The organism is Corynebacterium aurimucosum ATCC 700975, assembly GCF_000022905.1.
In the GTDB taxonomy this organism is placed as follows: Bacteria; Actinomycetota; Actinomycetes; order Mycobacteriales; family Mycobacteriaceae; genus Corynebacterium; species Corynebacterium aurimucosum_F.
In genome coordinates this window covers 59610-74221 of sequence record NC_012590.1, presented here as the reverse complement: position 1 = coordinate 74221, position 14612 = coordinate 59610, and the positions used below count along the sequence as shown (strand labels likewise).

Here is a 14612-nt window from a genome sequence, read left to right as displayed (position 1 = left end):
CAACCGCAGGGGGCTGTGGGAGAATTCCTAGAAACTATATGGCTTCGTTACCGTTGCGCCAACGAACCATCGATGCGCAGCAAGCCCGAGCCGTCATTGCCCACGAGCTTGAGCTGATCAATGATCTCAGACACGGAGGACTCTTCCTCCACCTGCTCATCCAAGAACCAGTTGATGAGACCGCGGGAATCAAGATCCCCAGCCGCATCTGCGGTGCGGGCGATCTCCCGGATCTGCTCCGAGACCTTCTGCTCATGCGCGAGGGATGCCTCAAAAGCATCGAGCGGGGTGGCGGCCTTGACGGAGCCGACCTGGATATCCTCCAGCTCGACGCGGTAGCCGCGGTCCAGCAGGTGCTCGGCGAACTTCTGTGCGTGCTCGCGCTCTTCCTCTGCCTGCTTGAAGAACCAATCGCGCATGCCTGGGAAGGACAGGTTGTCCATCTCGTAGGCCAGCTGAGTGTAAATCAGGGCTGCGCCGTGCTCATTATTGACCTGGGCGTTGAGGAGCGTTTGCAGTTTCTCATCCATAAGAGTTATTCCTTTCGTGTGTTGTTCCCACAATACAGAAAAAAATCGGGCGCGCTAGCAAGGTGATCTTAAGCAAACTCGCACGTCATAACACTTTTTCTGGTAGGTTTACCTAACCCAAATCTGAGATCCGCTGGTAACGCGCGAGGCTCACACCATCAAGGCCGCGGAATTCCACCGCTATTCCACGGCTTGCGTACTTGCTTTCCACAGCCTGGAGTACCGCCACGGTTGAGGCATCCCAAATATCGGCCTCTGAGAAATCCACGATGACCTTGTCCACCGGCAGGGTGTAGTCAAAGGCATAGACCAGATCGTTCGAGGAGGCGAAGAAGAGCTGGCCGCGCACGGTATAAACATTGCCCTCCAGCTCCACTGACACGAGGTGGGCGACGCGGCGTGCAAAGGCCACCGAGGCGGTAAGGACACCGAGAATCACACCGACCGCTAGGTTATTCGTGGCCAAAGTGCCAACCACCGTCACCAGCATGACGAGGGTTTCGCTCAGAGGCATGCGGTGAATCGTGCGCACCGAGCGCCAATCCACGGTGTGGAAAGACACCATGAACATGACCGCCACGAGAGCAGCCATGGGGATTTTCCCTACGGTGTCCCCCAACACGAGGATGAGGACGAGGAGGAAGACGCCGGCGAGGAACGTCGACAAACGCGTGCGCGCCTGGGATTCCTTGACGTTGATCATGGTCTGGCCGATCATCGCGCACACGCCCATGCCGCCGATGGCTGCGGCGAGCATGTTGCCGATGCCCTGTCCTACGGATTCGCGTGTCTTATCGGAATGGGTATCCGTGAGGTCATCGACAAGCTTGGCGGTGAGCAGAGATTCCATGAGGCCGACCAGTGCCACGCCCAGTGCATAGGGAAGGCAGAGGAGGAAGGTCTCGCGGGTAAACGGCACGTCTGGAATGACGAAACCGGGCAGGGAGGTCGGAAGCTCACCTTGATCCGCGACGTCGGGAACCTGCCACCCAAAAATTACAGTCAGCACGGTAACCACCACGATCGCCACGAGCGGGGCGGGGATCACCGTGGTGATTCGGGGCCATACCACCATGATCAGCAGGCCCAATGCGACGAGGACATACACCAGCCACGGCACGTTCCACAGGTGGCTCAGCTGCGCGGTGAACATGAGGATGCCCAGGGCGTTGACGAAACCCAGCATGACGCTGCGGGGGATGAAACGCATGAGCTTGGCGACGCCCAGCACGGCCATCACCACCTGCAGAATTCCCGCCATCCAGATGGTCAGCAGCACGTATTGCAGGCCGTGCTCGTGGGCAAGTGGTGCGATGACCACGGCAACAGAGCCAGCTGCAGCAGAAACCATGGCCGGGCGCCCGCCGGTCACGGCGATGGACATCGCCATGATGACGGAGGCGAAGAGCCCCACCTTGGGGTCGAGCCCGGCGAGGATAGAAAAACTTAAGACTTCCGGGATGAGGGCCAGCGCAACAGCAAGCCCGCCAAACACCTCCTTGCGGAAGCGGGCGGGCGAGCTGAAGGCCGCGCGGAAAGAACCGGCGGAGGCTTCTGGCATTAATGTCCTTCCTGGAAAGAGCCATCGCGCGTGATGACTGGCAGGACGGACCACGCGAAGTTGATCCACTGGTCGGTCTTCTTCCACGAGAAGTCCGGCTCAAAGATGGTGGTCGGCTTGGTGTAGATCACCGCGGACTTGACCTCGGAAGCGGTCTGTTCCAAAAGGTTGACCACGAGGTCGAGGGTCTTGCCGGAATCCGCCACGTCATCAACGACGAGGACCTTCTTGTCCTTGAGCGAGTCCGTATCCAGCTGCGGGTTAAGAAGAATCGGCTCTGGGAGGGTCTCACCAATATCGGTGTAGAACTCCACGTTGATAGCGCCCATCTCCTTGACGCCGATGGCGTAGCCAATGGCGCCGGCCGGGATCAATCCACCGCGGGCCACGCCCACAATGAGGTCAGGGAACCAGCCCGAATCCACGATTTCCTGGGATAGGAAGCGACTGGCCTCACCGAAGACCTCCCAGGTCAGGTTCTCGCGTTCCGGGTTCCACCACTCCGGGGTGCTCATCGTCTAGGTCTCCTTCGCCAGATTGTGCATTTCTTTCAGTTTAATCATCTACCTCAGCGGAACGGAACCTCTGCCACTGTTCGCCGCAGTTTGCGGGTGCGCAGCCGCTCCGGATTCTCCGCTAGGGCCTCCACCGCGCGGACCGCGCACATGACGTGGGCCTCCTTGGAATTCGAATAAAAGGCCTGCGCTTGGGCAGGAAGTTTAGGCACGGCGTGCAATGGAAGATCGGACACGGATAGCAGTGTGCCGTACGGGATGCGGTAGCGGTAGCCGTTGGCGGCGAGGGTGCAGGATTCCATATCTACTGCCACTGCGGTGGAGTGGCGCAGCCATTCCCACAAATCCCGGGAGGTGCGCCACTCCCAGTTGCGGTCATCGGTGGAGAGCACCGTGCCGGTGCGCATGAGCGAATTGTCTTTCCCATACACCTCTTCGACGGCGGCCTCCAGCATGCGCTGGATCTCCGGGATGGCGGGAATCGGGTTGCTGGTGGTGACGGTGCCGTCGAGGATGTGGTCCTCGCGCTGGTAGGCGTTGCCCAGGATGAGGTCTCCGATGCGCATGCGGCCATCAAGCCCTGCGCAGTGGCCGATCATGATCCAGGCCTCGGGGCGCAGCACCGCGAGACAGTCCGTGATGGTTTTGGCGTTGGAGGGGCCGACGCCGATGTTGATCATCGTGATGCCATCGCCGCCGGCGGTGATGAGATCAAATCGCGGCATCTGGTAGCGGGAGGTGAGGGTGAGCTCATCGACGTCGAGAAGCACCGCGTCATTAGGGTGGATGGTCTCCCCCGTGGGCAGCACGAGCGCGGTGTAGCGGGAGTCTTCCCGCGCCAGCTCGCGCAGGCCGAACTTAACGAACTCGGTGGTGTGCATGGCGTAGTTGGTGAACAGGATGTACTTCTGCACGGTGTCCACCTCAATGCCGGTGTAGTGCTCGATGCGGGCGCAGGCGATGTCGAAGCGCTGCGGGCCAAAGTGAAAGAGCGGTTTGTCTTTCCCATGGAAGGCTTTCCATGCGCCATCGACGATTCCGTCGTGGACGGCGTCGAGTGTAGGCCGGGGGATATTACCCCGGTCCTGGGGAATGTGTGTAGTGCCCCGGATATATTCCGGTGGGATGCGCTCATCTGATTGGCCCACATAAAGATCACACGGGTAGTTGTTGCTAAGCCGCGTGAGCTGCTCTATGAGGTAATCACGAATCAGCCATGGTTTGGAAATCACTGCCGAGTAGCGGCCCTCTTGGTCCACGTAGCCGAAAGGTTCAGAGCGGTCGATGGGCGTCCACTGGCGAATATGCACGGTGATCTTCGGGTAAACCACGTGGCGGTAGGCGTCGTGGTCCCCTGAGGCCAATGCTTCACGTGCAAGCGCACAGGACTTGTCATAAAGCTCGCAGAGGCGAGCAACCGCTTCATTGACGGAATGGACATGCTGCAGGTCAGTCATGCTCGCGAGTGTATCCATGAAAGAAGCCCGCCGCGTGGAAGCGGCGGGCCCTATCCCCATGACTAATCCGGTAACGCGTGCGGTGTGGAGCTCACCGCCGGTCCGTATTAGGCAAGCCTTAGCTTAGTACGAAAGTTGGGGAGGGGTCAAGGGTAAACTGAAATTCCATGATCCCACTCCCCCTCGGCGCCCGCAGACGTGCGCGCGGCGTGTACGAAGACGACTGGTCCGCGCGCCCCACCGCCGAACGGCCTTGGCCGGTTGTTTTGATCCACGGAACCTGCGACAGCAAGGGGATATGGCAGGTTCTCGCAGACATGCTCCGCGCCGCTGGCTGGGTCACTTTCGCTCCTGACTACGGGACCCGCGCCACCGGTCCCCTGCAGGAGTCTGCCCGGCAGCTCGACGCCTACATCAACGCCGTCCGCACCGTTACCGGCGCTGAAAAAGTAATCCTCGTCGGGCATTCACAAGGTGGGTTACTGGCGCGCTACTGGATGCGCATGCACGACGGTGCGGAGTTTGTACGGCACGTCGTCTGTATCAGTGCGCCCAATCACGGCACGACCCAGGGTGGAATCGCCAGCCCCCTCTTTCGCAGCGAAAGGCAGGAGGAAGTGGCACGCTCGCTTATCGACGCCTGGTTTGGCCCCGCCGGAATGCAGCAAGTGACCGGCAGCAAGATTGTGGAGGATACGAACCGCGGCAGTGAGGTCGAGCCCGGGGTGAGCTATACGTGCATCGCCACGCGCTCCGATGCCATCGTGGTTCCGCCCAACACCTGTTTCCTCAATGGCCAGCAGGTACGAAATATCTATATTCAGGACATCGAGCGCCTTGCCATTATTCGCCACGAGGATATGCCCATGGATAAACGGGTCTGCCAGGTAATCCTCGAAGAACTGGAGCAACTCTAGAGTTCTAGCTCGTCCAGGATCGCATCAAAAGCCGGGCCCACTTGTGTGCGCCACAGGGTATCCACCCGGTCATCCGCGCGGCCTGGTCCGCCGTTGATGGTGGCTACGCGCTTGCCCTGTTTCTTGGCCTCCAGAACGAAGCGGAAGCCGCTCATCACCGCCAGCGAGGAGCCGGCTACCAGCAGGGAGTCAGATGCGTTGACCATCGCGTAGGCAGCATCTTTCTTGTGGGTGGGAACGGGCTCACCAAAATAGACCACGTCTGGCTTGAGGCGCTGCGAGCCGCACCGCACGCAGCCGGGCATGATGAATTCTTCCACTGCTTCCTCGCTGAGGGCGACGTCGCCGTCGGGGTTGACGTCGTCCTTGTTGACTGCCCAGCGTTGGAGGTACGTCGGGTTGGCTGTGGCCGCGCGGGCGTCGTAGTCCGCGCGTGCTTCTTCGTATCCACAGCTCAAGCACACGACGTGCTGCATGTCCCCATGCAGGGCAATAAGGTTGCGCTGCCCGGCTTCCTCGTGCAGGCCGTCGACGTTTTGGGTGACAACACCTTTAAGTAGTCCGGCGCGCTCGAGTTCGACCAAAGCGTAGTGCGTGCGGTTGGGGTGTGCGGCCTGCATGACCCGCCAGCCGACGAAAGCACGCGCCCAGTAGCGGTGCGAGGCCTGCGGGTCGTGCAGGAACTCCTGGTAGGTCATGGGGCGGTGGCGGCTGAGGGAGCCGTTCGGGCCGCGGTAATCCGGCACGCCCGATTCCGTGGATACGCCTGCCCCGGTGAGGACCATGACGTTGCCGTGGCGCAGTTGATCGGTGACGGCGTCTAGTGCTTGTTGTTGGGGAGTCGGCTCAGCGATCTCGGAGACAACACGGGAAATCGAGCGCAACGCAGACTGATGGGCGTGGGCAACGGCGGGATCCATGGTGCCCCAGCTTAGGGCAGAGCCTCCTCATAGAGGTGATCCGAGTCGAGCTCGCCGTGGCGCGAACAGTGCGCGTTCCAGCCGTCCGGGCGCACCTGAACCACCATGCGGCGCCCGCACAGCTGGCAATAGCGCGGGACGTCCAGGCCAGCCGCGGCCGCTGGATGCAAGGTAAAGTCCTCGCTCAGTGGCTTGCCGGTATTGGGATGGAACAGCGGCTCCTCGCCGGCAAGGACGGCGGCGGCCAGCTCCGTCGAGTTCTTCATTAGAGCGCCTTGATCGGCAGGTCGATGCGGCCGAGCATGTCAACGTCCTTTTCAATCTGCTTACCCAGAGTGGTCAAGTAGTTGCCGGCGATGATGGCGTTGATGCCGCCGAGGAGGCCCTTTTCGGTGCCGTCGTCACCGAGCGAGAGCTCGCGACCGCCCGCAAAGCGGAGGGTTACAGAGGGCATAGCCAGGCGGAAGGCGGCAACGGCGCGCAGCGCCTCACCGAGCGGGACTAGGGGGTAGTCCGCGAACGGAGTGCCCGGGCGCGGGTCGAGGAAGTTCATCGGCACCTCGCAAGGCTCAATCTGCGCCAGCTGGTAGGCAAACTCGGCGCGATCCTCGAGGGATTCGCCCATACCGATGATGCCGCCGGAACAAATCTCCATGCCGACAGCACGGACGTTCTCGAGGGTTTCTTTGCGCTCCTCCCAGGTGTGGGTCGTGACCACGTTGGGGAAGAAGGACTTGGAGGTCTCCAGGTTGTGGTTGTAGCGCTGGGCGCCCATGTCCTTAAGGCGCTGCGCCTGCTCGCGGGTGAGGGTACCTAGGGATAGGGAGATTTCGATATCGACTTCATCCAGGATGGCCGGGATGGCCTCGGCAACCTGGGACAGCAGGTTCTCATCTGGGGCCTTAACGGCCGCCACGATGCAGAACTCCGTAGCGCCGGTTTTGGCGGTCTTCTTGGCGGCCTCCACCAGCTCCGGGATGTTCAGGCGGGCGGCGCGTACTGGGGACTCGAACAGGCCTGACTGCGAGCAGAAGTGGCAATCCTCCGGGCAGCCGCCGGTCTTGATGGAGATGATGCCTTCCACGGAGACGTCCGGGCCGCACCACTTGAGACGGGTTTGATGCGCGATGTCCGCAATCTCTTCCAGCTGCTCATCCGGGATCTGGAGAACCTGCAGGAGCTCTTCTTCGTTGAGGCCGATGCCCTGCTCCAGGGCCTTCTCACGTGCGATATCTACGATGCTCATGCGGGAAACCTTACTTGAACACCGTTCAAGTTGTGGTAAATCGACGCACTTTATTGTGCACGGCTACCCTTTATGCCATGGATTCCACGCTCTACGACGACACCCTCACACTACTTCAGGAGCTTATTCGCAATGCTTGCGTGAATGACCTCACGCCGGACTCCGGCAACGAGGTTCGCAACGCTGACACCTTGGAGCGGTTTTTCGCAGGCACCCCAGTGGAGATCCAGCGCTATGAATCGCACCCAGGCCGCGTAACCATCGTGGTGACCGTTCCGGGTGACCCGGACAAGGAGCCACTGACGCTCATGGGCCACACGGATGTCGTGCCCGTCGACGAGCCCAAGTGGACCAAGCCGCCCTTCGAGGCGCTCATCGAAGATGGCAAGCTCTACGGCCGCGGCGCAGTGGACATGCTCTTCATTACGGCGACGATGGCGGCGGTAACAAGGGACGTCGCCAAGCACGGCAACCCGGGCGGCACCCTAGCTTTCGTCGGCATGGCGGACGAGGAGGCCCGCGGTGGCTTGGGCTCTATCTGGATGGATAAGCACCACCCGGAGGCTTACTCGGTGCGCAACTGCCTCTCGGAGACCGGCGGCAGCCACCTGCCCGGCGCGCTCGGCTTCAACGTCGGCGAGAAGGGCGCGGGCCAGCGCCGCCTGCACGTGCACGGCGATGCCGGCCATGGCTCGACGCCCTTCGGCAAGGACTTTGCCATCGTCAAGATCGGTGAGGTCGCTCGCCGCATCGCCGCCGCTGAGCCGCCCGTGGCCACAGACGAGGTGTGGCAGGGATTCGTCAAGACCTTCCGCTTTGACCCCGCAACGGAAGCAGCGCTTCTCGACGGCTCCGCAACCGCCGCCGACTATGAGAAGTTCGGTAGATTGTCCGCCTACGCCCACGCCTTCTCGCACACAACGATTGCCCAAACTGTCCTGCGTGCAGGTGGTGCCATCAACGTGCTGCCCTCCCACGCCTACCTAGAGATGGACATCCGCCCCTTTCCTGGCCAAACCCAGGAGGAACTTGATGAGTTCCTACGCGAAGCGCTCGGCGATATGGCCGAGGAGGTAGAGATCGAGCACCTTATAACTGAGGACGCCACACAGTCCTCCACCGACACTAAGCTCTGGCGCTGCATCGAAGAGACCGCTCACGAGTTTTTCCCGGATAAGGAGGTGCTGCCGGTGCTGGCAACAGGTGGTTCCGACCTGCGCGTGGCCCGCCGTCGCGGCGGCAACGCCTATGGCTTCGCACTGCATGCCGAGGATCGGGATATGGCTAGCGCGAACTCGCAGCTGCACAGCCACGATGAGCACCTCTACCTGGAAGACTTGGATTTGACTGTGAAGGCGTATTTTTCGCTGGTAAATCGTTTCCTGGCGCGTTAGCACTTGCACAAACGTGTAAAAGCTGTGGCACAATGTGGCGCATGAGAAATAAGCTTGTCCTCTGCTCCGTTGCTGCCGCCATCGGTCTGTCCGCTCCTACCGCCTCCGCCGACATGGTGGATGACTACTTGGCCAAGGTCCCGGCCGGCCAGATTTCCTGTGAGCAGGCCACCAAGTACTACACCAACCCGTCTGACTACAACAGCAAGAAGTCCCAGGCACTTGCTGCTGCTAACTTCCACCCGCGCGGCGGCGAGATCCGTGACGCCGTCGCGCGCGCCGACGAGGCCATCGCGCGCTGCGGCCTGAACGGTGGCGGCGGCAACACTGCTCCTGCTCAGAACGCTGCACCAGCTAACAACACCGCTCCAGCTAACAACACTGCCCCGGCCAATAGCGGCAATAACGCCCCAGCGAACAACGCTTTTCCGACCTTCCCAGTGACCATCGGCAACTTCACCTTCAACGTCCCGGACATTCTGGCGTACCTTAAGACCCTCGTCGAGGGCACCCCGCTGGCCCCGCTTTTGCCGTAGTTGCCTAGCTGAAATACGTCCCCGCGTGCAGCGCACAGCCTGGATTGAAGGCGTGCCCGCACGCGGGGCATTTATATGCCGAATATTCGGCGTAGGTCATTGTTCGGCCGCAGGCCCCACACATGACACACAGCTCGTCCTTCGGCATAGGCCCGAAGTCATGATCCGTTAATTCCGCATGACACAGCGAACACGCGAACCAGCCGCCGCAGGTGTGGCACTTGTTCGCAATGACGTCGACAAGCGTGTGCCAGTGGCGGCACCGGCCTTCCGCGTCGATGGCCCCTTGGATTTGTGTCACTAGCGCGTTAGCCCCCATATGATCTGCTCGTGCACGCGCGGGTCGTGAGGTAACTGCCCATGGTCGACGGGGGCGGACTCCACGTTGGCCACGTCCGCACCCGGAACAGCGCTCAGCTCCGAGGTCTGGTTCGGCGTCACGGTATTATCCGCCGGCGAATAAATAGACGTGTAGGTGACGCTGGGCGCGGTGTCCGGAAGCTGGTTGAGGTCCTCCATAAAGTCCCAGCCCTGCAACTGCTGGATGCCGGCGCTGGTGCCCAAGAAATCAACCACATCGGGCGCGATTTTTGCCGCAGTGTTGACGGGTGCTGCTCTGTCACCCCAGGTTGTCCCGTGGAAGTTCGCACCGATTGTAACCACTCGGTTCACTTCCTCTGCTGAGCCGTAGAGTTGCGTAAAGGTCTTGGTGTGCAGGCCGCCTTGGGAGAAACCGACGAGGTTTACCTTGTCTGAGCCAGTGACCTCACGGATGTGCTCGATGTGCCCGGCTATTTCGCGCCCAGAAGCATCCAGATCCGCAATGCCTTTCATGTAGTCGTAGGCGTTCTGATAGGTGACATCCTCGGCGCCGTAGTCGAAGGCCCACACGCACATGCCCTGCTCGGTGAGTTTTGGGATGAGGTCATTCCAATCGGCCGCGTTGGCTGAGGTGCCGTGGAGAAGGACGACCGGCTCGGTGACCGAACCCGTGGGCTTACAGTCAGGATCGTTGATACCGAGATCCTGCGCGGCGGAGGTCTCCATGGTCTGGGCATGCGCTGGAACAGGAGCGGCGGTGCCGAGGAGAATGGCGAGGAACGCGCGCTGCAGAAAGCCGTTTTTCATGAGAGACTAGCTTATCCTCCAAGGCTGGCCACCTGCTGTGTGATTCCTGTGCGGAATTGAGGTAGTGCCCATTAGTATGAGGAAGAGTAGCCAAAGGATCTGAAATGAAACGAATTCTCCCCCTTGCCGCTGCGCTCTTCGTACTCAGCGGCTGCACTTCTCTCGACGTCGAATCCACTCTTGAGAGTGAGACGCCACCAAGCACAAGCACCAGCGTTACTGAAACAGCAGAAGAGACCCCACACCCCACTCTTCCTGCTGCTGAGGAAAGCGCCGAAGATATCGGCGTGGATCAACCGCAAGAAGAAGTCATCGGCTTCACCGAGGCTCCCGGCGCGGCGCAGCCTTCTCCGATGGAGAAATCCATCGACTCCTGCGGTGACGTTTCACTGCACGAGACCGGAACGACATTCTTCAGCGATGGAACCTCTGGCTGGACGCAACAGTGCGCCGACGAAATGACGGCCGTAAATCCCCCAGTGCAAGAGGCCGCCGCTATTTATGAAGCACCCGCCGTACAACAGAACTACGTTCACCCCGGCGCGTATTGCAGTGGAGGAAGCGGCGTATCAAAGAAAGGTGTCCCGATGACGTGCGCACCCGCTTCTGATGGCAGGATGCGCTGGCAAAGCGCGTAACAGAATTGCCCTCATTCCGGCAGTTGAGGGCCTTTACCCTTCTTCCACAACGCAAAAGCGATGCCTCTGCGGATCAGTGCTGAAAGCCCTACGGGCAAACAGCACAGGAAGGGCAAAGCAATGAGCATCTGGCCGATCCAGCCGAAGAGACCGATCACCCCGATAACTACGAAAACGGCATCTAGGCGGAAATCTGTAATTTCCTTCCGCTGCATGGGCAGGGAAATAAGGTAGGCAATTCCCAGAAACACGAGTGCGGGAAGAACCACAAAGACCGCAAGGAAGCCACTTTCAGCATCAGTTCCTTGCGTATCGACGAAAAAGACGGCCACCAGCAGCCCAACAAACACGAACTCCACAAACGGTAACCGCAGCACTGGGAAATCTATAAGCCGCGGTGGCTGGGCGGAAGCGGGGCCGAACATACCGACAGTCTAGGCAAAACCATGTCCACGTGGGCTTCGCCAAAGCTTTTAGGCCTTGCGGAGCGTGAACTCAACAACGTCGACTTCGTCATCCCCAGCTAATCCGGGATAGTGGGTATCAAGCGCTTCGTGGAGCTCAGCAAGAGAACCAAAGCCATCCCTTCGGGCTTGTTCCTCCGTCAAGGACCTCCGCTGGGTAGAGACGACAGATGTGACCTCTGCGGGAATGGTGACAACCTCTCCAGATTCTTTCTCGAAGACAATCTGGGCGCTCCCTTCGTGGAAGGGGTCATCCACCCGAATTGTTTGTTGCTTTTCTCCGCTGCGAATTGATTCCTCGTAGCCTTCCCACATGTAGATGCGTTGCTCTTTGTCCATGTCGCGCCAGTTATATACGAACGGTAAGAGCTCTTCCACGGTGAGTGCTTCAAGCCCATTGCTTCCACGCACGATACCATTTCCCATCCAAATAGACGCCATGCCGGAATGAGAATGTATCCGGTTGCGGCGATCGTCCGCTTAGAAGACAATCTTCCCCGCACCAAGGCCCCTCTTGCCCCGATGAGACTTGGGGGCTAGGCCACTGTGTGTGGAACCCAGTAGTCCCGCCGCGCCCCGCGCTTCTTAGTCCGTTGCCAGTAATACCTCACAATGCCCTACTACGACTAAGAGGTTACAGCCAGTTCGCCAGTTCCTCCATTTTGATGGGCTGAGTGGGCAACAGGAAGGACCTCCTAATCCCAAGGTTATTCTGAAGTACGTAACTCTTTCGCAATTGCGAGAACCGAGTCGACGGCAAGAACGGCTTCTATACGGTGGACTGGCGTATCAGCCTGGGCCAGTTCCTCGCGGGCATTGGCAAGTCGGCGATACATATCTTCAATGACGCCATCCTGACCTGCGATTCTCGTGCCGATGCCCTTGGTGTATTTCAGCTTATCCCAGGCGATTAATTCCTCAGAAATATCAAACGAGGCATCATTGCTAAGCTGCTCAATCGCACCTGAAACTGCTCGAAGCTTGGCATCTCCACTCTCGGAGGAACGGAGAATGAGGAATACTCCAACTGCGATCGACCCCAGCGTTACTAAGGAAGCTAAAACGATAAGCGCTACACCATAAAGAAGGTATGCGAAGCAGCAAACAATGCCCCCGACCAGGAATAAAAGAGTTTGACGATCCGTAAGGGTTCCGTCATTGGTTTCAGAAGAGTTGTCTTTCACTAGCTTCCCTCACCAATCCTCGACGAAACCTGGCCACAGCAGGTAAGCAGCATAGAAGAGAAGCGCACCCACAATAATCCCAATGACCAGGATGATGATACCAGCGATTTTCGTGGTCTTTGGGTTTCGCACGGGGGTTGAGCGAAGCTCTGCAACTAAATCGCGCATCTGAGAACGTACATCGCTGTACTCTTCTTCGGTTTTCGCAAGTCTGCGTTGACGGCGCACACGTTCAACATCCTCAACGGAAATCGTCGGCTGTGTTTGAGCCGACTTAAACCGCGCCACGGGGTTCAGATTCATGCAAATAAAAATACCATGTCACGAAAGACCCCAGTGATACATGTTTCAGGAGGCAGTAACAGGCTTTATAGATCGCGGCAACACTTTAGCAATTGATGTAGTGATAAGGTACACCCCATTTTTCACCTTTTGATTGATACAGGTCTCGACCTTCTAAGCAGTGCGTATAGCCATAGTTTCCATCTGCCTAATGACTTCTTTAATCGCATCCTGCTGTTTGTCTGGCGGATAACCATTGAGCACTAGAAGGCGTTTTACGGGCCTGACCCCCGGAAAGTAGACACGTCGGGGGTTAGCTATGCTGCTTGGGTCAGTGTAGCTGATGTGAGTGCTTCGAAGTCATCGGGGGCTAGAAGATTGCACCAGTAGTGCCGTCTGCGGGTGTTGTAGCGCATGCACCATCGGAAGACTTCTTGGCGGCAGACGATGGGATTGTCAAAGAGTTTCCTATCACGCAGGACTTCACGCTTTAAGGTGGCGTTAAATGATTCTGCCAGGGCATTATCGGCACTCGTTCCCACGGCTCCCATGGATTGGCGCACACCAAGTTGGGCGCAGTGGTCCCTAAATGCCTGTGAGGTGTACACACTGCCATGATCGGAATGGAAAATTGCCCCGTTGAGGCTTCCGCGGACTTTTCTGGCATGAGATAAAGCTTCGATAACCAGCGATACCCGCATGTGATCTGCGAGTGCATGTCCGACAAGTTTGCGCGAGTAGACGTCGACGACCGTGGCCAGGTACATGTTTTTGCCGCCCTTACACGGCAGGTAGGTGATGTCGCCTACATAGACCTGGTTCGGCTTATCAGCTGTGAATCTGCGGCCTACTAAATCTGGCATGACGCGGTGACCAGGTTTACGCCTGGTAGTGACGCATCGGCGGCGCTTGGTAAAGCCTTTCAGCCCCATGGATTTCATGATGCGTGCGACCTTCTTGTGATTGATCGGGCCGAAATCCGTATCACTGTTGAGGCTTGCAGCGATGCGTTTAGCACCATAAAGCCCGTGCTCATCATCGAAGGTGGTCTTGATTTTTGCGCCAATAAGGGCATCGGAACACATCTTTAACCTGCGCTTTTCACGGGTTTGCACCCATTTATAAAACGAGGAACGATTGAGCTTTAACACGTGGCACATCCGCTTGACCGAGTATTCGGTTCGGTGGTCATAGACAAACTGGAAGCGGATCACCAGCGTGTCTCTTCGGCAAAATACTTCGCGGCCTTGCGCAGGATGTCACGTTCTTCACGCAGCTTAGAGACTTCTTTTTCTAGCTGGCGGATCCGTTCAGAATCAGTGGTCGCCTGGGCGTTGTCACGCAAGGTCTTCGTGCGGGCACGTTTGCCAGTGCCGTACTGCTTAAGCCAGGAATAAAGTGAGGAGCGATTGATTCCTAGCTCTGCTGCAGCCGTGTGAAGTGAGAGGTCCTCATTGTTTTCGTAGAGGGCCACAGCATCACGTTTGAACTGTTCGGAGTACCTAGGCATGGTGGTAGATTACCTTTCTTCCCAACCCAACCGGGCTGGATATCAGGTGTCTACCTAACAGGGGTCAGGTCCATCATCGAGTTCCCGACCAAACCCTTAAAACCCGACATCCCACAAGACTTACCAACGGATGGCAACCTCAACGTCGCAACCCGTAACTTGTACTCTTCAAGGCTAGAAGGCATTTAGCAGTATTCCCGAAGAGATAGTCGGAATGCGCCCCCACGGACTTCACCAGCAAGAATCGCTTTAGGGAAAATGTGATTGCTAGATAGGTATCAAGATAGAAGAAGTCATTATACGTGTATGCACGGATGTACACGTATGCAT

18 protein-coding genes and 1 pseudogene are annotated in these 14612 nt (G+C 58.6%); 4 read left to right on the top strand and 15 right to left on the bottom strand.

Annotated features, from left to right (window positions below; translation table 11 throughout):
* Nucleotides 1–47: 47 nt before the first annotated feature.
* From CAURI_RS00520 to amn, 4 genes are all read right to left on the bottom strand, one after another.
* Nucleotides 48–530 carry a ferritin gene (locus CAURI_RS00520; RefSeq protein ID WP_010188264.1) on the bottom strand — a complete coding sequence of 161 codons (483 nt, stop codon included), beginning with the start codon at nucleotides 528–530 and terminating at the stop codon, nucleotides 48–50.
* Nucleotides 531–642: 112 nt separating this feature from the next.
* Entirely contained in the window at nucleotides 643–2091 is a 1449-nt protein-coding gene (locus CAURI_RS00515; RefSeq protein WP_010188263.1) for a SulP family inorganic anion transporter, read from the bottom strand.
* Nucleotides 2091–2606 carry a phosphoribosyltransferase gene (locus tag CAURI_RS00510; RefSeq protein ID WP_010188260.1) on the bottom strand — a complete coding sequence of 172 codons (516 nt, stop codon included), beginning with the start codon at nucleotides 2604–2606 and terminating at the stop codon, nucleotides 2091–2093. The genes CAURI_RS00515 and CAURI_RS00510 overlap by 1 nt, the downstream gene beginning before the upstream one ends.
* A gap of 53 nt (nucleotides 2607–2659) precedes the next feature.
* Entirely contained in the window at nucleotides 2660–4063 is a 1404-nt protein-coding gene (gene amn / locus CAURI_RS00505) for an AMP nucleosidase (protein ID WP_010188258.1), read from the bottom strand.
* Between the two features lie 167 nt (nucleotides 4064–4230).
* On the opposite strand from amn, the gene CAURI_RS00500 reads away from it, so the two are divergent.
* Nucleotides 4231–4980, top strand: a complete 750-nt coding sequence (locus CAURI_RS00500) for an esterase/lipase family protein (protein ID WP_010188257.1) — start codon at nucleotides 4231–4233, stop codon at nucleotides 4978–4980.
* Here the strand turns inward: CAURI_RS00500 and CAURI_RS00495 are convergent.
* The 3 genes from CAURI_RS00495 to bioB are packed head-to-tail and all read right to left on the bottom strand — an operon-like array spanning nucleotide 4977 to nucleotide 7146.
* Entirely contained in the window at nucleotides 4977–5900 is a 924-nt protein-coding gene (locus CAURI_RS00495; protein WP_010188255.1) for a Sir2 family NAD-dependent protein deacetylase, read from the bottom strand. The two genes, CAURI_RS00500 and CAURI_RS00495, sit on opposite strands and share 4 nt — an antisense overlap.
* An 11-nt stretch (nucleotides 5901–5911) precedes the next feature.
* Nucleotides 5912–6166 carry a biotin synthase auxiliary protein BsaP gene (gene bsaP / locus CAURI_RS00490; RefSeq protein ID WP_010188253.1) on the bottom strand — a complete coding sequence of 85 codons (255 nt, stop codon included), beginning with the start codon at nucleotides 6164–6166 and terminating at the stop codon, nucleotides 5912–5914.
* The gene (gene bioB, locus CAURI_RS00485) at nucleotides 6166–7146 is read right to left on the bottom strand and encodes a biotin synthase BioB (protein WP_010188252.1); all 981 of its coding nucleotides are present in this window, start codon (nucleotides 7144–7146) and stop codon (nucleotides 6166–6168) included. Before bioB ends, bsaP begins: the two co-directional genes overlap by 1 nt.
* Nucleotides 7147–7223: 77 nt before the next feature.
* Between bioB and CAURI_RS00480 the strand changes: the two genes are divergently transcribed.
* Together CAURI_RS00480 and CAURI_RS00475 are read left to right on the top strand one after the other, a co-directional pair.
* Entirely contained in the window at nucleotides 7224–8540 is a 1317-nt protein-coding gene (locus tag CAURI_RS00480; protein ID WP_010188250.1) for a M20/M25/M40 family metallo-hydrolase, read from the top strand.
* 41 nt (nucleotides 8541–8581) lie between these two features.
* Nucleotides 8582–9076 carry a hypothetical protein gene (locus tag CAURI_RS00475; RefSeq protein ID WP_236660856.1) on the top strand — a complete coding sequence of 165 codons (495 nt, stop codon included), beginning with the start codon at nucleotides 8582–8584 and terminating at the stop codon, nucleotides 9074–9076.
* A 4-nt stretch (nucleotides 9077–9080) separates the two neighbouring features.
* Here the strand turns inward: CAURI_RS00475 and CAURI_RS13485 are convergent, their stop codons facing one another.
* Entirely contained in the window at nucleotides 9081–9395 is a 315-nt protein-coding gene (locus tag CAURI_RS13485) for a CHY zinc finger protein (protein ID WP_174878613.1), read from the bottom strand.
* A complete protein-coding gene (locus CAURI_RS00470) occupies nucleotides 9377–10204 on the bottom strand; it encodes an esterase/lipase family protein (protein ID WP_010188244.1) in 828 nt (275 codons plus the stop codon). The genes CAURI_RS13485 and CAURI_RS00470 overlap by 19 nt, the downstream gene beginning before the upstream one ends.
* Nucleotides 10205–10308: 104 nt before the next feature.
* Here CAURI_RS00470 and CAURI_RS00465 point away from each other — a divergent pair, with 104 nt between their 5' ends.
* Nucleotides 10309–10842 carry a hypothetical protein gene (locus CAURI_RS00465; protein WP_010188243.1) on the top strand — a complete coding sequence of 178 codons (534 nt, stop codon included), beginning with the start codon at nucleotides 10309–10311 and terminating at the stop codon, nucleotides 10840–10842.
* Nucleotides 10843–10853: 11 nt separating this feature from the next.
* On the opposite strand, the gene CAURI_RS00460 is transcribed toward CAURI_RS00465, so the two are convergent.
* The 6 genes and pseudogenes from CAURI_RS00460 to CAURI_RS00440 all read right to left on the bottom strand — a co-directional run bounded on the left by CAURI_RS00460 (nucleotide 10854) and on the right by CAURI_RS00440 (nucleotide 14282).
* Nucleotides 10854–11267, bottom strand: a complete 414-nt coding sequence (locus CAURI_RS00460; RefSeq protein WP_010188242.1) for a hypothetical protein — start codon at nucleotides 11265–11267, stop codon at nucleotides 10854–10856.
* A 48-nt stretch (nucleotides 11268–11315) separates the two neighbouring features.
* Entirely contained in the window at nucleotides 11316–11747 is a 432-nt protein-coding gene (locus CAURI_RS00455; protein ID WP_100067419.1) for an ASCH domain-containing protein, read from the bottom strand.
* Nucleotides 11748–12013: 266 nt separating this feature from the next.
* Nucleotides 12014–12490 carry a hypothetical protein gene (locus tag CAURI_RS00450; protein ID WP_010188240.1) on the bottom strand — a complete coding sequence of 159 codons (477 nt, stop codon included), beginning with the start codon at nucleotides 12488–12490 and terminating at the stop codon, nucleotides 12014–12016.
* A gap of 9 nt (nucleotides 12491–12499) precedes the next feature.
* Nucleotides 12500–12793 (bottom strand): hypothetical protein, encoded by a 294-nt coding sequence (locus CAURI_RS00445; protein ID WP_010188239.1) that lies wholly within the window; start codon nucleotides 12791–12793, stop codon nucleotides 12500–12502.
* A gap of 153 nt (nucleotides 12794–12946) precedes the next feature.
* Nucleotides 12947–13051, bottom strand: a pseudogene (locus CAURI_RS14240) (type I restriction enzyme endonuclease domain-containing protein); the annotation flags it as partial.
* A 38-nt stretch (nucleotides 13052–13089) separates the two neighbouring features.
* Nucleotides 13090–14282 (bottom strand): IS3 family transposase gene (locus CAURI_RS00440; RefSeq protein WP_420805220.1). Its coding sequence is split into 2 segments (ribosomal slippage): nucleotides 13090–14000 and nucleotides 14000–14282, totalling 1194 coding nucleotides; the frame shifts between segments, so codons are not numbered across the junction.
* Nucleotides 14283–14612: the final 330 nt, after the last annotated feature.